Below are 19,521 nucleotides of genomic sequence, written 5' to 3'. Positions count from 1 at the left end.
GGGGCGCGAGCCCGAAGGGAATCGAGGCGTCAGTCCTCGAACATGAGCTGGTCAAACGTATAGAATCCGGGGTCCTTCGTCACGAGGCGCCTTGCGGCGGCAACGGCGCCGTTCACGAAGATCTGGCGGCTCGTCGCCCTGTGGGTAAGGCAGAGCTCCTCGTCCGTGCCGAAGAAGTGCACCTCGTGCGTTCCCGCGCCGGTGCCGCCGCGCAGGCTGTGCATGCCGATCTGTCCGTGCGGGCGTGCGCCGACCATGCCCTCGCGCCCGTAGGCGACGTCGGCCTCGTGGGTGGGATCGACGGCATCGAGCAGCATGTTCGCGGTGCCCGATGGGGCATCCGCCTTCTGGTTGTGGTGCGTCTCGACTATCTCGACGTCCCATCCGGCGAGGGCGCGTGCCGCCTCCTGCGTCACGCGCCTGAGGACGGCGACGCCCAGGGAATAGTTCGCGGAGTGAATGACCGCGCTCTTCTCGCCGAGCGAGCGAATCTGGGCAAGCTCCGGCTCGTCGTAGCCGGTGGTCCCGCTGAGAAGCGCGCATCCACAGCGACGCACGTATGCAAGGGTATGGGGTAGGGCGGCACGGTTGCTGAAGTCGATGGCGAGGTCAGTCGCCGGCGCCCGGACGTCCAGCTGGTCGGCGCTGTCGACGTCGTACGTGCCGACGACCTCGAAGCCGCCGTCGGCCTCCAGCGACCGCGCGATGAGCGTGCCCATGCGACCGGCGCCGATGAGCGTGACGGTGTACGTGCGGTTCGGCGTGCTGCTAGTCAATCAGACCTACCTCCCTCATGGCCGCGTAGAGGCGCTCGCGACCGGCGTCGGAGATGGTGTACAGGGGGCTGCGGTAGGTCTCGCCGATCATGCCCATCTTTGCGAGCGCGGCCTTCACGGGAATGGGGTTGACCTCGCAGAACAGCGAGTGGATGAGCTCGAGGTTCTCCAGCTGGGTCGCGAGGGCGGCCTGGGTGTTGCCCGCGAACCAGTTCGTGCACATGTCGTGAACCACCTGCGGGCGGATGTCAGCCCAGACGCTGATGACGCCGGATCCTCCGAGCGAGAGGATGGGCACGACCATGTCGTCGTTGCCGGAGAGCATGCGGAAGTCGTCGCTCAGGTAGCGTGCCACCGTCGTGGCATACGAGATGTTGCCGGACGCCTCCTTGATGCCCCACGCGTTGGGGTGCTTGCTCAGACGCGCGACGTTGCGCTCGGAGATGGAGCAGCCGGTGCGGCCGGGGATGTTGTAGAGGATGCACGGGACGTCCACCGCGTCGAGCACCGTGGTGAAGTGGCGGTAGATGCCCTCCTCGTTCGACTTGTTGTAGTACGGGGTGATGAGCAGAAGTCCGTCGATTCCCAGCTTCTGCAGGCCAAGGCTCTTGTTGAGGCTCTCTGCCGTCGCGTTCGACCCCGAGCCGCCGATGACGGGGACGCGGCCGGCGACGCGGTCGATGACGCACTTCGCGACCGCGAAGTCCTCCTCGTCCGTCATGGTGGAGGACTCGCCCGTGGTGCCCAGGACTAGGATGCCGTCCGTCCCGTTGGCGAGGTGGAAGTCGACGAGGCGCTCGAGCGCGTCGAAGTCAACGCTCTGGTCCTCCTTGAAGGGGGTGACGAGTGCGACGATGGAACCGCGAAGGTTGGACATGTCCATTGTTAGCTCCTTTGCGATGCCGACGGCCGTCATGGCCGTCGCCTCTGGTGTTAGAGAAGATCTTGGGCCAGCCAGTCGCAGGTGCGACCGCGTCAGCTCGGCGCCCCTTAAGGACGCGCGGGCTTGGCCCTGCCCGCCGACTCCGCGGCGGGCGCTCCCCATCCCTCCAGCACGTCGAGGGTCGCGAAGTAGTCATCCGGGGTCTCCGCGCGGCGAATCATCTCCACCGTGCCGTCCTCGTGCAGCAGGAGCTCCGCGTGGCGGAGCCTGCCGTTGTAGTTGTAGCCCATGCAGTGCCCGTGCGCACCCGTGTCGTGAATGAAGAGCAGGTCACCGGGATGGCACTCGGGAAGGGGCCTTGCGTTCGCGAGCCTGTCGGAGTTCTCGCACAGCGCGCCCGTGACGTCGTACACGTGGTCCGCCGGCTCGCCCTCGCGGCCAACGACCGTGATGTGGTGATAGGCGCCGTAGAGCATCGGGCGCATGAGGTCGGAGGCACAGGCGTCCACTCCCAGGTAGTCGTGGTAGATGTGCTTCTCGTGGATGACGCGCGTGACGAGCGCGCCGTGCGGCCCCGTGATGAACCGACCCATCTCCGTGTACACGGAGACGTCGCCCATTCCCGCGGGTGCAAGGACGTCCTCGTATGCCCGGCGTACGCCCTCCGCGATGGCGAATATGTCGTTCGGGCGCTCCTCCGGGCGATAGTCGATGCCGACACCGCCCGAGAGGTTGACGAACGCCACGTGGGCGCCCAGCTCCTGGTGGAGCCTGGCCGCGACATCGAAAAGCGTGCGTGCGAGGGTGGGGTAGTACTCGTCCGTCACCGTGTTCGAGGCGAGGAGCGCGTGGATACCGAAGTCGCGCACGCCCAACCCCATGAGACGACGCACGGCATCGAACAGCTGCTCTTCCGTCATGCCGAACTTTGCCTCCGCCGGCTTGCCGAAGATGCCGTTCGCGAAGGGGAACTCGCCCGGGTTGAGCCTGAGGCTCACGGTCCGGGGGACCTCCTCGACCGCATTCAGGAGGGTGTCGATGTGAGTGGCGTCATCCAGGTTGATGGTGGCCCCCAGGCGCGCGGCGTGGGCGAACTCCTGGGAGGGGGTGTCGTTCGAGGAGAACATGATCTTCTCGCCCCGGACGCCGAGCCGTTCCGCCATCTGGAGCTCGCACTCCGACGAGACGTCGAGGCCAAAGCCCATGTCGATGAGCATCTGGAGAATCCTGGGGTTGGGGCACGCCTTCACGGCATAGAACTCGCGGTAGCCGGGGTTCCAGCCGAACGCGTCCAGCACCGACCGTGCGGTAGAGCGTATGCCCGCCTCGTCGTAAAGGTAGAACGGCGTGGGGTACGCGGAGGCGATGTCCTCCAGCTGGCGTGCCGTTGCAAAGGGACTCTTGCGGCCCATGTATCCTCCTACGCGGCCATCCTTTGCGACGGCCCCTTGGCCGCGGTCGCGTGGGGATAGCGCACCTGACTTCTTGCCAGACAGTCCCCGGGGTGTTTCCCCGGGTCCCACCCCGCGTCCGTGCCCGTTCGCGGGGTTCGGCGGATTTGGCCTCCCCTGGGGATCGATGCCTGCCGGCTAGCCCCAAGCTCTTCGTGTCCGCGCCTCTATCGTTGGGGCAAGTGTAGCGGGTGCCCCGCGAAAGTGCGCTTATGGCCACGGCTTCGCCACACGCCGTTAACATTTGCGCGTCGCGTGTGCTGGGAGGGCCGGCGCCGCCTGCTTCCGGATCGTTACCCTTGCGGTGCGGCGCGACCTTCGTGCGATAGAATGCGCGTTGCCACTGAAGTTGGGCTCTGACGCTCGGACGGGAGGAAGAATGGCTGGCATCGAGACGCTTATGAAGTGGCGCAGGGACCTGCACGAGATTCCGGAGTGCGACTTCGACCTGCCCCAGACGATAGCCTACGTCAGGGAGCAGCTCGAGCCCATGGCGGCGCGCTGTGAATGCATGTCGGTCTTCTCTCCCGCTCGCTCCACGGTGTGCGCCTACTTCGATCGCGGGAGCTCTGCCGCCACGGCGCTGCGAAGCGACATGGACGCCCTCCCCGTTCGCGAGGAGACGGGGGCACCCTATGCGTCTCGTCACGACGGACGCATGCACGCGTGCGGGCACGACGGTCACATGGCCATGGCCCTTGGGGCGTGCGACTGGATGGCAGACCATCCCGACCGGCTTGCTCGCAGCGTCCTGGTGGTGTTCCAGCCGGCGGAGGAGACCACCGGGGGCGCCCGGCAGGTCTGCGAGAGCGGCGTGTTCGGGCGTCTGGGCATCGATCGCATCTTTGGGTTCCATCTTTGGCCGGACCTCCCGTCTGCTTGTGTGGCCACCCGCTCTGGTGCGCTGCTTGCGGCCAGCAACGAGACGACCGTGGAGTTTAAGGGACGCGCATCCCACATCGCCAAGTCTCGGCAGGGAAGGGATGCGCTCCTCGCGGCGTGCATGTTCGTGCCTGAGGCATACCGCTTCATGGAAGAGCGGTCCCAGGAGGAGCCGTGCCTGCTGAAGTTCGGGCACATGGCTGCTGGTGAGGTCCGCAACCAGATAGCGGCGTCCGCCCGCGTGGAGGGGAGCCTTCGGACGTTCTCGGTCGAGATGGGCAGGCGCTGCCGAGATGAGCTTCCCCGCATTGCGCAGGGGGTCGCGGCGAAGGTGGGCTGCACGGCGAAGACGACCTTCAGCGAGGGGTATCCTCCCGTCGTGAACGACGAGGGCGTGACCTCATGGGCGCGTGGGGTTCTTTCCGCAGCGTACATCGACGTGCGTGACGTGCCGGAGCCCCTGCTGATTGCGGAGGACTTCTCGTGGTACCAGCAGTGGCTGCCCGGTACCTTCTTCCTGCTTGGGACGGGCACGGGTACGCCGCTGCACGCGAGCACGTTCGACTTCGACGAGTCGATACTGATGCGTGGCGTCGAAGTCTATCGTCGGCTCGTGACGGCTCCCCTCTAGCGGCGAAGGTCTGCGACGAACCCCTCCAACCGGGAGAGCCCCTCCGTAAGCGTCCTGTCGTCGGTGGCGTAGCTCAGGCGAACGTGGCCGGGGCAGCCGAAGACCGACCCCGGGACGAGTGCCACCCCAGCCTCGCGGATGGCCCGCTCACAGAACTCCTCGTCGCTTTCGCAGAGAACAGCGACGCTTGGGAATGCGTAGAACGCGCCCTCCGGAACGACGCAGGAGAGGCCCATCCTTTCGAGGGCGTCGAGCGTGACTTTGCGGCGGGCACGGTATCGCTCGCGCATGGGCGTCGTATCGGTCTGCAACGCCTGCACCGCCGCGTCCTGGGTAAACGAGACGACGCAGGAGACGGCGTACTGATGGACCTTCGCGACCTGTGACGCGACCTCGGGGGCAGCGGTGAGCCAGCCCAGTCGCCAACCGGTCATGGCCCAGGGCTTCGAGAGACTGTTCACCACGATGGTCCTGTCGGCAAGTTCCGGGTGGAGCCTTGCGAACCCATGCCCGCGTAGGTCTTCCTCGTATATCAGCTCCTCGTACACATCGTCACAGACCACGTAGAAGTCGCTCTTGGAGGCGAGGTCCGCCACCGCATCGAGGCTCTTCTCATCCAGAACGCAGCCTGTCGGGTTGTTTGGCGAGGTGAGCACTATGGCCTTCGTCTTGGGGGTCACTGCCGAAGCCAGCTTCTTGGCATCGATTTGGAAGCCGTCCTCAGAGGTGTCGAGCGGCACGACGTGCGCGCGGGCGAGAAGGGCGATGGACTCGTAGAGCACGAACGCCGGCATTGGGACGATGACCTCGTCTTCGGGGTTGAGGAGTGCGGTCAGGGTGCTAAAGAGCGCCTCGGTTGCCCCGTTGGTCACGATGACCTGTTCGGGGTTCACCGGAAGACCCGTGCGGGAGCACCTGTCGGCGATTGCCTGACGCAGGACTGCCGTGCCGTTGTTTGGCGGGTAGTGCGTCTTGCCCGCGGTAAGGCTCTGACCGACACGCTCGCGTATGGCGGCGGGCGTTACCTCGCCAGGCTCCCCGAGCGTGAGCGATATGCACCCCGGCGTCGCTGCTGCAAGCGCCGAGAAACGCCTGATGGCCGAGGGGCGAAGTCCCTCCAGCGCGTGGTTGAGATCGAGTGACATGCTCCCACCTTCCATCGTCGGCGTGGTCTGGAACCATCGTGAGGCGGCACCCGTGCCAGCGGGGCTGGACGCTCCTTTCCTCATCTAGAACAGATGTTCTGTACAGAGCATTATGCCACGCGGAAACGGGTTGTCCAGTGACATTTTCGAAGGATGCCAACTTTCTTGAAATCGCAGGTCGGAGCTGTTGTCTGTTGCAGATATCCGCAAGGTAAGCGAAAGACATCTGCAAGCGTTCGGACCTGGGCGCATCGTTTGCGACGTTTGTGCTAAGCCCACTGCACGGGCGCGGCGCCGTGGGACGCGAGGAAGTCGTTCGCCTGCGAGAAGGGCCTCGAGCCCATGAACGGAACGAGCCCCCCGCCCGCGCGGTTGGCGGAGAGCGGGGAGGGGTGCGTGGACGAGAGCACGCACTTCTCGCCCGCGAGCGTGCCCGCGGAGCGAGCCTCCTCGACCGCAGACGTCACGAAGGTGGCGGCATGGCGTCCCCATGCAAGGTAGCAGATGGGCTGCGAAAGCTCTGTCGTGCGCCTGACCAGGTAGTTTGTGAGGCTTTGCCACCCAAGTCGCGCATGGGAGTTCGCGGCGTGCTCGCGCACGGTGAGCGTCGTGTTGAGCAGCAGGACCCCCTGGCGCGCCCACGGGGTGAGGTCGCCCGTCGCGGGCGGCTCGCAGCCAAGGTCCCGCGAGAGCTCCTTGTAGACGTTGCGCAGGCTGGGCGGGAGCCGCTGGCCCGCGGGCACCGAGAACGAGAGCCCCATCGCCTGCCCCGGCTCGTGGTACGGGTCCTGCCCCAGTATCACCACGCGCACGTCGCTTGGCGCCGTGAGCTCGAGCGCGCGCAGGATCTGGTCCTGCGCGGGGTAGATGACCTGGCTCTGGCGCAGGCGCCCGACCTCGTCCAGCAGGCGCTCTGTGTCGCTGCGCACCCGCTCCGGCGCGCCGTCAAGCCAGAGTCCCACGTTGTCCTTGGTCGCGTCCATCGCACTCCCTCCCTCGTGTGTTTGTCGCAGGCGACGGTAGCATCAATGGGGCTTTGGGTAAAGACAAGTGGTAGCAACTAGCCAGGAAGAGACGCCCGCGGCCTTGGCCGGTCCGTGGCGCAGGGGAGGACGCATGACGAGATACCAGCTGGAGCACGAGGGCGCCCGCCTGCCGGAGGGCGTGGTGGACCTTGAGGCGGAGCGCGAGCGCAGGGAGGACCACATCGTGCGCGGCACGGCGGCCGACGGCATGGTGCGCGCATTTGCGATCACGGCGCGCGCGACGGTAGAGGAGGTGCGTGCCCGGCACGACACGACGCCGGTGGCGACGGCGGCCCTGGGCAGGCTGATCATGGGCGCGCAGATGATGGGCGCCATGTCCAAGAACGACGACGAGCTCGTCACCATCACGGTCATGGGCGACGGCGACCTTGGCAGGATAACCGTGACGGCCGACAACCGCGGCCACGCGAAGGGATTCGTGCAGAACCCGCGGGTGTGGCTGCCGCTCAACGGCCGCGGCCACCTAGACGTGGGGCAGGCCGTCGGGGCGGGCACGCTGTCCGTCGTGCACGACGTCGCGGGAATGGACCCGTACTCGAGCGAGGTCGAGCTCGTCTCGGGCGAGATAGGGGACGACCTCACCTACTACTTCGCGGCGAGCGACCAGATTCCCACCTCGCTTGGGGTGGGCGTGCTCGTGGACCGCGACATGAGCGTGCGCCGCGCCGGCGGCTTCGTGATCCAGCTGATGCCCGGCTGCGACGAGGACGTCGTGGCGGCGCTGGAGGCGAATCTCGCGCCCGTGCATTCCGTCACGGACCTGCTGGAGGCGGGCATGACCCCCACGGAGATGCTGCAGCGCCTGCTGCGGGGGCTGGGCTACCGGGAGCTCGACCGCATGCCCGCAAGCTTCCGCTGCGGCTGCGACCGCTCGCGCGCCATGCGCGCCGTGCTGGCCCTGGGCCGGGCGGAGCTTGGCGACATGGTCGAGAAGAACGAGCCCGCCCAGGTGCACTGCCACTTCTGCGGCGCCGACTACCGCTTCGAGCCCGCGGAGCTTGCGGACATGCTCGCGGACGCGGGTGCGTCCGCGCCAGAGGCCGACGTTTAGCACTCGCGCATGGAGCGACGCTGGACCCGCGAGGGGGGAGCGCCTACCATAGATAGAGCGCTGTTTGCGAGCGCGGTCGTATCGGTCACACAGCTTGATTGGAGCCGCGATGTGCACAGGTGTTAGGTTTACCGATGACAAGGGCAACATGTACTTTGGCCGCAACCTCGACTGGAGCTGCTCGTACGGCGAGCGCGTGGTCATCACCCCGCGCGGCTACAAGCCAAAGTCCCCGTTTGGCGCCGTTCCCCAGGTGGGCATGGCCATCATAGGCATGGGCATCGTGGAGGACGACACGCCCCTCTACTTTGACTGCGGAAACGAGAAGGGCCTCGCCGTGGCCGGCCTCAACTTCCCGGGCTACGCGGTGTACGCGGACGCCCCGCGCGAGGGCGCCACGAACGTCGCCGCCTTCGAGTTCCCGCTCTGGGTGGTCGCGAACCACGCCACGGTGGACGAGGTCGAGGCGGCGCTCGCGAACGTGACGATCGTGGACGAGCCCGTCAGCCCCAGGTTCCCGTCCTCGATGCTGCACTGGATCATCGGCGACTCCACCCGCTCGATCGTGGTCGAGCAGACCGAGGCCGGCCTGCAGGTGTTCCACGACGACGTGGACGTCCTCACGAACCAGCCCGGCTTCGCGTGGCACACGGAGAACCTGCGCAACTACATCAACCTCACGAGCGACGTGCCCGGACCGCTGTCCTGGCGCACGCAGGAGCTCTCCGCGTTTGGCTCCGGCGCCGGCATGCGCGGCCTCCCCGGCGACTACTACTCGCCGTCGCGCTTCGTGCGCGAGGCCTACCTCAACGCGAACTACCCCACCCAGGAGGGCGAGAAGGCAAACGTCAGCAAGATCTTCCACATCCTGGGCGGCGTGAGCATGATCGACGGCGCCGCGAAGATGACGAACGGCGAGTTCGAGACCACGATCTTCACGGGCGCGTTCTCCTCCGCGACCTGCACGTACTACTGGTCCACCTACGACGACCCGGCCATCCGCTCCGTCGCGCTGTTCGACCACAACGTGGATTCCGACGTCCTCATACAGGAGTAGACTCTCTGCACAACCTATAGAGCGGCGGCTGCGGGCCTTGGGTCCGCGGCCGCTCGCACACTACCCCCAGGATGGGAGCAGCGTATGAGCAAGAAGTTCGGTTTTGACAAGGCTTCGTCCGGGGACAACGAGGCGGCGGACGCCAAGGGCGAGAAGAAAGAGGCACCGCGGGACGCGGGCGCCACGCAGGCGGTGACGCCGCCCCTGTCCGCAAGCCCGCTCCGGCACGCGTCTGACGGCGCGCCGGTAGACCCGACGAAGGGTCCCGCCGCCACCGACGCGGCGGACGAGGACGCAAGCGGCATGCTCGCGTACCAGAACCTCGAGCGCCACCGCAAGGAGAAGAGGCGCCGCCGCAACGTGAAGATCGCGGTGGTGGCGTGCGCCGCCGTCGTGATAGCCGCGGCCATCATCGTGCCCCGGGTGCTCACGCCCGCGGACGCCGGCAAGCAGATGCCCGCGACGGCGGAGGTCACGCGCGGCGACCTCACCTCCAGCGTGAGCGTTACGGGCGCGGCCCAGCCCGCGTCGAGCGTCTACGTCACGCCCGAGGTGAGCGGCATCGTCCAGGACCTGCGTGTGTCTGAGGGCGACGCCGTGGGCAAGGGCGACGTGCTCTTCTCGCTCAAGAACGACTCGCTCGACCGCGCGGTCGCGGACGCCCAGCGGCAGGTGTCTGACGCGCAGGCGCAGGTCAACACCGCCCAGCGCGGCGTCGACAACGCGGACGCCGCCTACAAGAAGGCACTGGACGCCTGGAACTCCGCGCCGGACGCAGAGACGCAGGCGGGCCTCGCGGACCCCGACAGCCTCTATGGCGACGTGCAGACGGCAAACGACGGCCTGAACAGCGCAAAGTCCGCGCTCGACTCCGCAAGCCAGGCGCTTGCGGACGCGAAGGCCCAGGCGGCGAAGCGCACGGTGACGGCGCCCGCCTCGGGAAGCGTCGTCGCGGTGAACGCGAGGAACGGCGCCGCGTACGGCGACGCCACGGGCGGCTCCACCACAAGCGACGGCACGGGCCAGGGCGGCCAGGGCACGGGCGCCGGCTGGGCCGTGCAGATCGCGGACCTCTCGAGGATGAGGGTCGCCACGCAGGTGAACGAGGTGGACATCTCGGGCGTGGCCGTGGGGCAGACCGCGAACGTGACCTTCTCGGCGATTCCCGGCCTCGAGTGCGACGCGAAGGTCGAGAAGATCGCGACGGTCGCGAGCAGCGACGGCTCCATGGGCGGCGACGGCGTCGTGACGTACGAGGTCGACCTCGTGATCGACCAGCCGGACGAGCGCATCAAGCCGGGCATGACCGCGAACGCGACCATCCAGACGCAGAGCGTGTCCGACGTGCTCATGGTGCCGATCGCGGCGCTGAACGACTACGACGAGTCCGCCGGAACCGCCAGCGTGACCGTCGTCACGCTCGACGGGGAGGGCAACGTCAAGACCTCCCGCGACGTCGACGTGAAGGTGGGCGAGAAGAACGGGTCCGACGCCGCCGTGACGGGCGTGAAGGAGGGCGAGACCGTCAAGCTCGCGGACGAGGGCGACTCCGCGGACGGCGGCGCGGCCGGGGGCGACGCCTCCGCCGCCACGGCAGACGGGCGCTAGCCATGCTGCCCGTGATAGACGTGCGGGACGTGCATCGCATCTACGACTCCGGCGGCGTGCCGACGCATGCGCTGCGGGGCGTGTCGCTCACGGTGCGGAAGGGCGAGTTCCTGTGCATCATGGGGCCGTCAGGCTCCGGCAAGTCCACGCTCATGAACATACTGGGATGCCTGGACACGCCCACGTCCGGCTCGTACCTGCTCGAGGGGGTCGACGTAGCGAAGCTCGACGACGATGAGCTCGCGCAGGTGCGCGCGACGCGGATCGGCTTCGTGTTCCAGTCGTTCAACCTGCTGCCGCGCTCGACGGTCATCAGGAACGTCATGCTGCCGCTCTTGTACACGGACGTTGCCCCGCGCGACCGCGAGCGGCGCGCGTGCGAGGCGCTCGCCTCGGTAGGGCTGCCGGCGGAGTACTTCGACCACAGGTCGAACGAGCTCTCCGGCGGCCAGATGCAGCGCGTCGCCATCGCGCGCGCCCTGGTGAACGACCCGGCCCTGGTGCTGGCGGACGAGCCGACGGGAAACCTGGACTCCGCGACGAGCGAGGTCGTGCTGAACACCTTCGTCAGGATGCGGGCCGCCGGCAAGACCGTCGTCCTCATCACGCACGACCCAGAGGTGGCGACGTGGGCGGACCGCTGCGTGCACATTCGCGACGGCAGGCTCCTCACCGACGAGCAGGAGCGCGCGCACGTGATGAGGTCCGAGTCCCGCGGAAGGGGGAGCACATGAGGCTGAGGGACCTTTGGGCCGAGACCTGGGAGGCCCTCGACGCAAACCGCGGCAGGTCGCTCCTCACGGTGCTGGGCATCGTGATCGGCATCAGCGCGGTCATCGCGATGACCGCGCTCATCGGCGGCGTGCGGCAGGGCCTCATGGGCGAGCTCGGCCTCGACCGCGCCCGCGTCATAACCATGGGCGTCTACAACGGCTCGCAGGTGCGCACCGAGGACATCGCGAAGATCGAGGAGGGGCTGCCGGAGTACGAGTACATAACGGGCGGCTCCTACGGTGGCGGCAAGGTCGCCAGCGACGCCAAGAGCGTCGACGGGCAGGTGCTGGGCATCGCGCCCCACTACTTCGACGTGACGGGCCAGAAGCTCGTGGAAGGCCGCACTTTCACGAGCGGCGAGAACGACTCCGCCTCGACGGTGGCGATACTGGACAAGACGAGCGCGCACAACCTGTTTGGCGACGAGGACGCCCTTGGCCAGAAGGTGCGCATCAAGGGGATCGAGTACCGCGTGGTCGGCGTGCTTGAAAACAGCCAGCAGACCGACCCGAAGGGCGTGACGGCCTACGTTCCGCTTGAGGCGTGCGTCCAGAGGGTCACGGGCTACGACAACGTGGACATGCTTTCCGGCATGGCGCGGGAGGGCGAGGACATCGACTCCCTCGTTACGAAGACGAAGGACTTCCTGGCGACGTACTACCACCTGAGCGACGAGGACGTCGAGAACGGCCTGTACGTATCGTCCATGAAGTCCATGATCGACAGCTTCAACTCCGTCATGTTCACGTTCCAGCTGCTCATGACGTCCGTCGCGTCCATCTCGCTCGTGGTTGGCGGCATCGGCATCATGAACATGATGCTCACGAACGTGACGGAGCGCATCCGCGAGATCGGGCTTCGCAAGGCCCTGGGGGCCCGCAGGTCAGACATCACGCGGCAGTTCCTGCTGGAGTCCGTGTGCCTGACGCTGGCGGGAGGGGCGATCGGCATCGTGCTTGGCTACCTGGGGGCGTTCGCCCTCGGCGGCGTCGCGACGGGCCTTCTGGCCTCTGGCGACAGCGGCATGTCCCTTACCGTGACGCCCGTGATAGAGCCCATGGCCGTGCTCGGCGCGACGGGAATCTGCGTGCTCATAGGTGTGGTGTTTGGCTACTACCCGGCACGGCGCGCCGCGAAGCTCGACCCGGTGGAGTCCCTGCACTACCAGTGAAAGCAGGATGCCCGGGACCACCTTGGCAAGGCGGCGCCCCTCACCTTGTGGCCGTGCGTCGGCTACGATAGACCATACGCAGACAAGGACGTCTGCCTGCGACCGTCTGGCCGCAGGCCCCGGGGGAGAAGAGCGCGCATGACGGGCAAGACGCACATAGCCATAGGCGTGGCATCCGCGCTGGCCGTGGCCCCGCTGGCCGGGGCACGGCTTGGCGTGCCGACCGGCGTGGCGCCGCAGGCGATTGCGCTCGCGCTTGGCGGGATGGTGGGCGGCATGCTGCCCGATACCGACACGCCGTCCAGCATGGGCGCGCGCGGGACGCGCCGCGTGTGGGCGGCGCTTGCCGTCATGGTGGCGTCGCTTCTGGCGGTTGACCACGCGCGGGGGAGCGACCTCGCCCTTGGCCTGGCGTCGGGCTTCTCGTACGAGCGGTTGGCGGGGCTGGCGATCGTGGTCGCCACCTGCGCGGTGGGCAGGGCGTCCGGGCACAGGGGCTTCTCGCACTCGCTCGTGGCGCTTGCGCTGGTGGGGTATGGCTCATGGATGCTCTGCCGTCCGATTGCGGCCGCCGTCGCCGTGGGCTATGCGTCGCACCTGGCGCTCGACCTCACCAACAAGAGGGGCGTCAGGCTCCTGTGGCCATGGGGCAGGACGCTCTGCCTCGGCCTCTTCGAGTCCGGTCGCCTTGCGGACTGGACCCTCTTCGTGCTGGGCATTGCCGCCGCGGCCCTCATGGTGGCGACGCGCCTGCAGCTGATGGGCCCCATGCCGGCGGCCTTGCCGCCCGTTGGGATGCCGACGGCCGTTGCGGCCATGCCGTGGTGAGGCACGCCGTTTCGAAGGCGCTCTCTGGGACGGAGGAACGCTCATGAGGATTCTTGACTTCGGATCTTTGAACATCGACTACGTGTACCAGGTCGACCACATGGTCAGGCCCGGCGAGACCCTCGCCGCGGGGCGGCGCGACGTGTATCCCGGCGGCAAGGGCCTGAACCAGGCCGTCGCGTGCGCGCGTGCCGGCGCAAAGGTGTGGCAGGCGGGCATGGTGGGCCCGGAGGGAGGCCTGCTTCTGGACGTGTGCCGCGAGGCCGGCGTGAACACGGACTACGTGCGGACCGTCGACGTCGCGAGCGGCCACACCGTCATCCAGGTGGACGGGGGAGGCCAGAACTGTATCCTCCTGTACGGCGGAGCGAACCAGCGCGTCGACGAGGCGTATGCGGACGAGGTCCTCTCGCACTTCTCGGCGGGGGACTACGTGATCCTGCAGAACGAGATATCGTGCCTGCCGCACATAGTGGACGCGGCCGCGGCGCGCGGGATGAGGGTCGTGCTGAACCCCTCGCCGTACAACGACGCCCTGGAGGCCGTCGACATGTCGAAGGTGTCGCTCTTCCTGCTGAACGAGGTCGAGGGCGCGCAGGTGGCCGGCGGCTCCGAGGACCCGGACGAGGTCCTGGCGCGCCTGGGCGAGAAGTACCCGGACGCCGCGGTCGTGCTCACGCTTGGGTCCGAGGGCTCTCGCTACCAGCGGGGCGACGAGCGCTACGCGCAGGGCATCTACCACGTGGACGCGAAGGACACCACCGCCGCCGGCGACACGTTCACCGGCTACTTCGTGTGGGCCGTGAGCGAGGGCAGGCCCGTGCCCGAGGCGCTCGACATCGCCGCGAAGGCATCCGCCATCGCGGTGTCGCGCGCGGGCGCCGTGCCGTCCATTCCCACGATCGAAGAGGTCATGGCGGCGGAGCTCTGACGCCCGCCCGCCGAATGCCAACGACCCTCCTAGCGCTCGCCCGGCTCCTCCCCCAACACGAGCCGGGCGAGCGTCCTTGCGACGCCGGACTCGAGGTTGGACCACTCGCACACGTGAGCGGCGGCCTTGCGCACGGACGGCTCGCCGTTGGGCATGGCGTAGGACTCGTCCACGGCAAGCAGCATGTCTAGGTCGTTCGGGCCGTCGCCAAACGCGACGGCCTCGCCGCGGCTGGCGCCGAAGTGGCGGCACAGCACGTCGACCGCATGGCTCTTGCTCACGCCCGCGACCATGACCTCGCACAGGACGTCGTTGCTGCGCACCACCGTCAGCTCGGGGTAGCGCGCGCCAAGGGTGCTCTCGGCGGAAAGGATCGCCTTGGGCTCTCCCATCAGCAGGAACTTGTGGATGCCGCGGTTGCCGAACGTGCCCTTGAGGTCGCGGCTCTGGGTCGCGCGCGTCTGGACGAAGTACTCCTCCTGCAGCACGCGGGAGTCGCGAGCGTCGTCCACGATCCACTTGTGAAACCCGTACGTGCCCGCCACCACGTCGGGCAGGTCGCTCTCCAGGTACGCCTTCACCTCGAGCGCGAGGTCGAGCGGGATGGTCTTGCTGTAGAGCTCGTCGCCCTTCTCGTCCAGCACGTACGCGCCGGAAAACGCCGCGACCGGGCCGGTGATGCCCAGCGCCCGCTGCACGGAGTAGATGCCCTCCGGCGAGCGGCCGGACACCAGGCACAGCGGGATGCGCTGCGTGACGCGCCTGAGGGTGGGGCCGTCCGCGGGCAGCGCGTGGTGGTTCGTGTCCACGATGGTTCCGTCTACGTCGCTGAACGCGATGCGAATGCTCATGGGTGCTCCTTCTGCCGGTGGTGTGTGGTCCCAGCGTCGCACGTTGCCGCCGCCTGGCGGGCGAGCTTTCGCATTTGGTCCAAATGTATGGTAGCTATGGTACATTATGGGCATGAACGCACTGGACGCCATATGCGCGACGCCGCTTGACAAGACGTCGGACGTGCCCCTGTACCTGCAGCTCAAGCTCAGGCTCATGGGGCTCATCGCCACGCACGCCTTCGACGGGCAGACGCCGCTTCCCGCGGAGGCAGAAATCTGCCGCGCGCTCGGGCTGTCGCGCTCCACGGTCCGTCGCTGCTTCAAGGACCTCGTGGACGAGGGCCGCGTCGTCCGCCGGCGCGGCAAGGGCACGTTCGTCGCGCGCTACCAGCGGGGCCGCACCACCGACGTCGCGCTGAACTTCTCCGCGCGCATGGAGGCGCTGGGGAAGGTGCCGTCGTCGCGCATCCTCTCGCTTCGGCAGGTGCCGGGCACGGACGTCCTCAGGCGTCGGCTTCGCCTGGGCGAGAGGGACGGGGCGCTCTGGGAGGTGCGGCGCCTGCGCATGGCGGACGGCGTGCCGATGGAGACGAACACGGCGTACGTGCCGACCGCCGTGTGCCCGGCGCTCACGCGCGAGCGGGTGGAACGGTCGCTGTACGCGTGCGTCGCGGAGGACGCGGGGCTTCTGCCCACGTACGAGGACGCGTACCTCGAGGCCGTGGTGCTGGACGCCGCGGAGGCGGACGCGCTCCAGCAGGTGCGCGGCGCGCCCGGCATCCGCGTGGTGAGGACGACGTACGACGCGGACATGGTCCCGTTCGAGGTGGGCGTGCTCGTGCGTCGCGCGGACAAGAACCGCCTGCACCTGCGGCTGGGCCCGTCGGGCTCGGAGGTCATGCTGGACGTGACGTGAGGTGCCGCCAGGCGAGGGGCGCGTGCGGGACCGGCCGCGGGCCGAAGAAGGCGCCGCGCCGGGCGAGAAACGCATGAAACGGAGCTGGGAGCGAATAATGAAGAACGAGAGGACCCGCGACGCGTGGGAGCGGATCAAGGGCTCGAAGCCACGGCGCCAGGAGATGCGCGGCATGCGCTTTGGCCAGAAGGGCATCGGGCCGAACAAGGCCTCCGGCCACAAGGGCGGCATGGGCAGGCAGGGGTCGAGGCGCGGGTAGCCTGCGCGCGGCATCGCACGGCCGGCCTTGGGGCCTCGCCCCATCGCCTTTGGGGGCTCGCGGCCCCACGTGCCACGAAGGGGGCCTCCCGACACCACCAGGTGCGGAAGGCCCCCTTGCGCCTCAGGATGCGCCGGCACTTGGCGCCGGCCGCGTTGCGCCCTGCGCTACATGCGGTCGTGGCAGGTGCGCGCGATGACGTCGAGCTGCTGCTCACGGGTGAGGTCGATGAACTTGACCGCGTAGCCGGAGACGCGGATCGTGAAGTTGGCGTACTCGGGCTTCTCGGGGTGCTCCATCGCGTCCTTCAGCTTGTCGACGCCGAAGACGTTCACGTTCAGGTGGTGGGCACCGGCGGCGAAGTAGCCGTCCATCACGTTGACGAGGTTGGCCTTGCGCTGCTCCAGGTCGTTGCCGAGCGCGCTGGGGTTGATGGTCTGCGTGTTGCTGATGCCGTCGAGCGCATACTCGTACGGGAGCTTGGCCACGGAGTTGAGGCTGGCGAGGAGGCCGTTCTTCTCCGCGCCGTACGCGGGGTTGGCGCCGGGCGCGAACGGCTTGAAGGCCTCGCGGCCGTCGGGCAGGGCGCCCGTGGCCTTGCCGTAGACCACGTTCGACGTGATGGTCAGGATCGAGGTGGTGGGCTCGGAGTTGCGGTAGGTGTGGTGCTTCCTGATCTTGGCCATGAAGGTCTTGAGCAGCCACACCGCGATGTCGTCCGCGCGGTCGTCGTCGTTGCCGTAGCGAGGGAAGTCGCCCTCGACCACGTAGTCGGTCACGAGGCCGTCCTCGTTGCGGACGCACCTGACCTTCGCGTACTTGATGGCGGACAGCGAGTCGACCACGTGGCTGAAGCCCGCGATGCCCGTGGCGAACGTGCGGCGGACGTCGGTGTCGATGAGGGCCATCTCGGCGGCCTCGTAGTAGTACTTGTCGTGCATGTACTGGATGAGGTTCAGAATGTTGACGTACAGGCCGGAGAGCCAGTCCATCATGAGGTCGAACTTGTGCATGACCTCGTCGTAGTCGAGGTACTCGCTCGTGATCGGAGCGAGCTCGGGGCCGACCTGCATGTTCTTGCCGGTCTTCTTGTCCAGGAACTTCTCGTCCTTGCCGCCGTTTATGGCGTAGAGAAGGCACTTGGCAAGGTTGGCGCGGGCTCCGAAGAACTGCATCTCCTTGCCGGTCTGGGTTGCGGAGACGCAGCAGCAGATGCTGTAGTCGTCACCCCAGACGGGACGCATGACGTCGTCGTTCTCGTACTGCACGGACGAGGTGTTGATGGAGACCTTCGCGGCGTAGCGGCGGAAGCTGAGGGGAAGGCGCTTGCTGTACAGCACGGTGAGGTTTGGCTCCGGCGCGGGGCCCATGTTCTCGAGCGTGTGCAGGAAGCGGTAGTCGTTCTTCGTGACCATGTGGCGGCCGTCCTGGCCAAGGCCGGCCATCTCGAGCGTTGCCCAGACGGGGTCGCCGGAGAACAGCTCGTTGTAGCTGGGGATGCGTGCGAACTTGACCATGCGGAACTTCAGGACCATGTGGTCGACGAGCTCCTGGGCCTCGGACTCCGTCAGGGTTCCCGCCGCGAGGTCGCGCTCGATGTAGATGTCCAGGAAGGTCGCGATGCGGCCGACGGACATGGCAGCGCCGTTCTGGGTCTTGATGGCGGCGAGGTAGCCGAAGTACAGCCACTGGAACGCCTCCTGGGCGTTCGTCGCGGGCTTCGAGATGTCGAAGCCGTAGATGGCGGCCATGTCCTTGATGCCCCTGAGGGAGCGGATCTGCTCGGCGATCTCCTCGCGCAGGCGGATGACGTCGTCGGTCATGGTGCCGTCGCCGCAGTTGAGGAGGTCCTCCTGCTTCTTGGCGATCAGGAAGTCGATGCCGTACAGGGCGACGCGGCGGTAGTCGCCGACGATGCGGCCGCGGCCGTAGGTGTCGGGCAGGCCCGTGATGATGTGGGAGTGGCGGGCGGCGCGCATCTCGGGGGTGTACGCGTCGAACACGGCCTGGTTGTGGGTCTTGTGGTACTCGTTGAAGATCTTGTCGTACTTCGGGTCGATCTTGTAGCCGTAGCTCTCGGCGGCCTGCTGCGCCATCTTGATGCCGCCATACGGCATGAACGCGCGCTTGAGGGGCTTGTCGGTCTGAAGGCCCACGACCTTCTCGAGGTCCTTGAGCTCGGGGTCGATGTAGCCCGGGCCGTATGCGGTGAGGCCGCTCACGACCTCGGTCTCGCAGTCGAGGACGCCGCCGTTGGCGCGCTCCTGCCTCTGAAGCTCCTGGACCTTGCCCCAGAGCCTGTCCGTGGCCTCGGTGGGGCCGGCGAGGAAGGACTCGTCCCCGTCGTAGGGCGTGTAGTTGCGCTGGATGAAGTCGCGGACGTTGACGTCGGACGTCCAGTGACCTGCGGTGAATCCGCTCCACTCTTCCCTAAGCTGCATCGTGCTCCTCTCTTTCTGGCGGCCGTGCCGCCGCCTTGGCTGCTGGTTGCTCTGTTGCGCGTCGCGCAGGTGGTTCGCGGTGTGGCTAGGAGGGGGCGCCCTCCGCCCCGAGGATGCGCCTTGCGTTCCGCACGCGCTCCGGGCTTGGCGGCTCGACGCCGTCTAGGGTGTACGGGATGCCGAGCTCCTTCCACTTGTAGGCACCGAGGGTGTGGTAGGGGAGGACCTCGACGCGCTCCACGTTCGAGAGTGTCCCGATGAACTCTGCGGTGCGCCTAAGGTACGCGTCATCGTCCGTGATGCCGGGGACGAGCACGTGGCGTATCCAGACGGGCTTCGCGATGTCGCTCAGGTAGGTGAGGGCGTCGAGGATGTTGGCGTTGTCGTGGCCGGTCAGGCCCTTGTGGCCTGCCGGGTCGATGTGCTTGAGGTCCGCGAGCACGAGGTCGCACGACCCCATGAGGCGCTCGAACTTGCCGAAGAAGGGCTCGCTCCGGGTGAACGGCTGCAGGGCCGTGTCGAGGCAGGTGCCGATGCCCCGCTGCCTGGCCTTCTGGAAGAGCTCCGTCACGAAGTCGATCTGCAGAAGGGCCTCGCCGCCGCTCACGGTGATGCCACCGTCCTCGCCCCAGTAGCCGCGGTAGCGCTCCGCCTTGTCGAGGACCTCGTCCGCCGACATCTGCGTGCCCTCGTCCATGGCCCAGGTGTCGACGTTGTGGCAGTAGCGGCAGCGCATGGCGCAGCCCTGCAGGAAGACGAGGTAGCGCACGCCGGGGCCGTCGGCCGACCCAAACGACTCCAGTGAGTGGACCCTTCCGAGCATCCCCGTCGCCTCCTC

At 67.6% G+C, this 19,521-nt stretch carries 18 protein-coding genes and 1 riboswitch; of the genes, 10 read left to right on the top strand and 8 right to left on the bottom strand.

Annotated features, from left to right (window positions below):
• Window positions 1–29: 29 nt before the first annotated feature.
• The 3 genes from dapB to ACTQWE_RS06960 form a co-directional block, all read right to left on the bottom strand.
• Window positions 30–776 (bottom strand): 4-hydroxy-tetrahydrodipicolinate reductase, encoded by a 747-nt coding sequence (gene dapB, locus ACTQWE_RS06970; protein WP_441855256.1) that lies wholly within the window; start codon window positions 774–776, stop codon window positions 30–32.
• Entirely contained in the window at window positions 769–1,659 is an 891-nt protein-coding gene (gene dapA / locus ACTQWE_RS06965) for a 4-hydroxy-tetrahydrodipicolinate synthase (protein WP_441855258.1), read from the bottom strand. The genes dapB and dapA overlap by 8 nt, the downstream gene beginning before the upstream one ends.
• 107 nt (window positions 1,660–1,766) lie before the next feature.
• Window positions 1,767–3,071 carry a diaminopimelate decarboxylase gene (locus ACTQWE_RS06960; protein ID WP_441855260.1) on the bottom strand — a complete coding sequence of 435 codons (1,305 nt, stop codon included), beginning with the start codon at window positions 3,069–3,071 and terminating at the stop codon, window positions 1,767–1,769.
• A gap of 49 nt (window positions 3,072–3,120) precedes the next feature.
• Window positions 3,121–3,288, bottom strand: a riboswitch (Lysine riboswitch).
• Window positions 3,289–3,489: 201 nt separating this feature from the next.
• Here ACTQWE_RS06960 and ACTQWE_RS06955 point away from each other — a divergent pair.
• Window positions 3,490–4,623 carry an amidohydrolase gene (locus tag ACTQWE_RS06955; protein ID WP_441855262.1) on the top strand — a complete coding sequence of 378 codons (1,134 nt, stop codon included), beginning with the start codon at window positions 3,490–3,492 and terminating at the stop codon, window positions 4,621–4,623.
• Here ACTQWE_RS06955 and ACTQWE_RS06950 read toward each other — a convergent pair.
• Entirely contained in the window at window positions 4,620–5,768 is a 1,149-nt protein-coding gene (locus ACTQWE_RS06950) for a pyridoxal phosphate-dependent aminotransferase (RefSeq protein WP_441855263.1), read from the bottom strand. The two genes, ACTQWE_RS06955 and ACTQWE_RS06950, sit on opposite strands and share 4 nt — an antisense overlap.
• Before the next feature lie 269 nt (window positions 5,769–6,037).
• Window positions 6,038–6,751, bottom strand: a complete 714-nt coding sequence (locus tag ACTQWE_RS06945) for a uracil-DNA glycosylase (RefSeq protein WP_441855265.1) — start codon at window positions 6,749–6,751, stop codon at window positions 6,038–6,040.
• Between the two features lie 133 nt (window positions 6,752–6,884).
• On the opposite strand from ACTQWE_RS06945, the gene hslO reads away from it, so the two are divergent.
• From hslO to ACTQWE_RS06910, 7 genes are all read left to right on the top strand, one after another.
• Window positions 6,885–7,865 (top strand): Hsp33 family molecular chaperone HslO, encoded by a 981-nt coding sequence (hslO, locus tag ACTQWE_RS06940; RefSeq protein WP_441855266.1) that lies wholly within the window; start codon window positions 6,885–6,887, stop codon window positions 7,863–7,865.
• A 109-nt stretch (window positions 7,866–7,974) separates the two neighbouring features.
• Window positions 7,975–8,922, top strand: coding sequence for a choloylglycine hydrolase (gene bsh / locus ACTQWE_RS06935; protein ID WP_441855268.1), 948 nt, complete (start codon window positions 7,975–7,977; stop codon window positions 8,920–8,922).
• Window positions 8,923–9,006: 84 nt separating this feature from the next.
• Window positions 9,007–10,530 (top strand): efflux RND transporter periplasmic adaptor subunit, encoded by a 1,524-nt coding sequence (locus tag ACTQWE_RS06930; protein WP_441855270.1) that lies wholly within the window; start codon window positions 9,007–9,009, stop codon window positions 10,528–10,530.
• A gap of 2 nt (window positions 10,531–10,532) precedes the next feature.
• Window positions 10,533–11,264, top strand: a complete 732-nt coding sequence (locus ACTQWE_RS06925; RefSeq protein ID WP_441855272.1) for an ABC transporter ATP-binding protein — start codon at window positions 10,533–10,535, stop codon at window positions 11,262–11,264.
• The gene (locus ACTQWE_RS06920) at window positions 11,261–12,475 is read left to right on the top strand and encodes an ABC transporter permease (RefSeq protein ID WP_441855274.1); all 1,215 of its coding nucleotides are present in this window, start codon (window positions 11,261–11,263) and stop codon (window positions 12,473–12,475) included. Before ACTQWE_RS06925 ends, ACTQWE_RS06920 begins: the two co-directional genes overlap by 4 nt.
• Before the next feature lie 138 nt (window positions 12,476–12,613).
• Window positions 12,614–13,303, top strand: a complete 690-nt coding sequence (locus ACTQWE_RS06915) for a metal-dependent hydrolase (protein ID WP_441855275.1) — start codon at window positions 12,614–12,616, stop codon at window positions 13,301–13,303.
• 43 nt (window positions 13,304–13,346) lie between these two features.
• Window positions 13,347–14,234 (top strand): ribokinase, encoded by an 888-nt coding sequence (locus tag ACTQWE_RS06910; RefSeq protein ID WP_373576332.1) that lies wholly within the window; start codon window positions 13,347–13,349, stop codon window positions 14,232–14,234.
• 29 nt (window positions 14,235–14,263) lie between these two features.
• On the opposite strand, the gene ACTQWE_RS06905 is transcribed toward ACTQWE_RS06910, so the two are convergent.
• The gene (locus tag ACTQWE_RS06905; RefSeq protein ID WP_441855277.1) at window positions 14,264–15,085 is read right to left on the bottom strand and encodes an HAD family hydrolase; all 822 of its coding nucleotides are present in this window, start codon (window positions 15,083–15,085) and stop codon (window positions 14,264–14,266) included.
• 112 nt (window positions 15,086–15,197) lie between these two features.
• On the opposite strand from ACTQWE_RS06905, the gene ACTQWE_RS06900 reads away from it, so the two are divergent.
• Complete coding sequence (locus tag ACTQWE_RS06900; RefSeq protein WP_441921443.1) at window positions 15,198–15,983, top strand: GntR family transcriptional regulator; 786 nt, start codon at window positions 15,198–15,200, stop codon at window positions 15,981–15,983.
• Between the two features lie 97 nt (window positions 15,984–16,080).
• Complete coding sequence (locus ACTQWE_RS06895) at window positions 16,081–16,242, top strand: hypothetical protein (RefSeq protein ID WP_170104298.1); 162 nt, start codon at window positions 16,081–16,083, stop codon at window positions 16,240–16,242.
• 167 nt (window positions 16,243–16,409) lie between these two features.
• Here ACTQWE_RS06895 and pflB read toward each other — a convergent pair whose 3' ends face one another.
• Together pflB and pflA are read right to left on the bottom strand one after the other, a co-directional pair.
• A complete protein-coding gene (gene pflB, locus ACTQWE_RS06890; RefSeq protein ID WP_441855281.1) occupies window positions 16,410–18,683 on the bottom strand; it encodes a formate C-acetyltransferase in 2,274 nt (757 codons plus the stop codon).
• Between the two features lie 85 nt (window positions 18,684–18,768).
• Window positions 18,769–19,506 (bottom strand): pyruvate formate-lyase-activating protein, encoded by a 738-nt coding sequence (gene pflA / locus ACTQWE_RS06885; protein ID WP_441855283.1) that lies wholly within the window; start codon window positions 19,504–19,506, stop codon window positions 18,769–18,771.
• Window positions 19,507–19,521 lie beyond the last annotated feature (15 nt).

The organism is Parafannyhessea sp. LCP19S3_B1 (assembly GCF_052121955.1).
In the GTDB taxonomy this organism is placed as follows: Bacteria; Actinomycetota; Coriobacteriia; order Coriobacteriales; family Atopobiaceae; genus Parafannyhessea.
The sequence above is the reverse complement of the archived record's forward strand: the minus strand, read 5'-3'. Positions and strand labels throughout refer to the sequence as shown.

What these genes read in the sequence shown, in the direction of transcription:
- dapA (WP_441855258.1), bottom strand. Translation starts at nt 1,659, where the DNA reads ATGGACATGTCCAACCTTCGCGGTTCCATCGTCGCACTCGTCACCCCC.
- ACTQWE_RS06960 (WP_441855260.1), bottom strand. Translation starts at nt 3,071, where the DNA reads ATGGGCCGCAAGAGTCCCTTTGCAACGGCACGCCAGCTGGAGGACATC.
- ACTQWE_RS06955 (WP_441855262.1), top strand. Translation starts at nt 3,490, where the DNA reads ATGGCTGGCATCGAGACGCTTATGAAGTGGCGCAGGGACCTGCACGAG.
- ACTQWE_RS06950 (WP_441855263.1), bottom strand. Translation starts at nt 5,768, where the DNA reads ATGTCACTCGATCTCAACCACGCGCTGGAGGGACTTCGCCCCTCGGCC.
- ACTQWE_RS06945 (WP_441855265.1), bottom strand. Translation starts at nt 6,751, where the DNA reads ATGGACGCGACCAAGGACAACGTGGGACTCTGGCTTGACGGCGCGCCG.
- hslO (WP_441855266.1), top strand. Translation starts at nt 6,885, where the DNA reads ATGACGAGATACCAGCTGGAGCACGAGGGCGCCCGCCTGCCGGAGGGC.
- bsh (WP_441855268.1), top strand. Translation starts at nt 7,975, where the DNA reads ATGTGCACAGGTGTTAGGTTTACCGATGACAAGGGCAACATGTACTTT.
- ACTQWE_RS06930 (WP_441855270.1), top strand. Translation starts at nt 9,007, where the DNA reads ATGAGCAAGAAGTTCGGTTTTGACAAGGCTTCGTCCGGGGACAACGAG.
- ACTQWE_RS06925 (WP_441855272.1), top strand. Translation starts at nt 10,533, where the DNA reads ATGCTGCCCGTGATAGACGTGCGGGACGTGCATCGCATCTACGACTCC.
- ACTQWE_RS06920 (WP_441855274.1), top strand. Translation starts at nt 11,261, where the DNA reads ATGAGGCTGAGGGACCTTTGGGCCGAGACCTGGGAGGCCCTCGACGCA.
- ACTQWE_RS06915 (WP_441855275.1), top strand. Translation starts at nt 12,614, where the DNA reads ATGACGGGCAAGACGCACATAGCCATAGGCGTGGCATCCGCGCTGGCC.
- ACTQWE_RS06910 (WP_373576332.1), top strand. Translation starts at nt 13,347, where the DNA reads ATGAGGATTCTTGACTTCGGATCTTTGAACATCGACTACGTGTACCAG.
- ACTQWE_RS06905 (WP_441855277.1), bottom strand. Translation starts at nt 15,085, where the DNA reads ATGAGCATTCGCATCGCGTTCAGCGACGTAGACGGAACCATCGTGGAC.
- ACTQWE_RS06900 (WP_441921443.1), top strand. Translation starts at nt 15,198, where the DNA reads ATGAACGCACTGGACGCCATATGCGCGACGCCGCTTGACAAGACGTCG.
- ACTQWE_RS06895 (WP_170104298.1), top strand. Translation starts at nt 16,081, where the DNA reads ATGAAGAACGAGAGGACCCGCGACGCGTGGGAGCGGATCAAGGGCTCG.
- pflB (WP_441855281.1), bottom strand. Translation starts at nt 18,683, where the DNA reads ATGCAGCTTAGGGAAGAGTGGAGCGGATTCACCGCAGGTCACTGGACG.
- pflA (WP_441855283.1), bottom strand. Translation starts at nt 19,506, where the DNA reads ATGCTCGGAAGGGTCCACTCACTGGAGTCGTTTGGGTCGGCCGACGGC.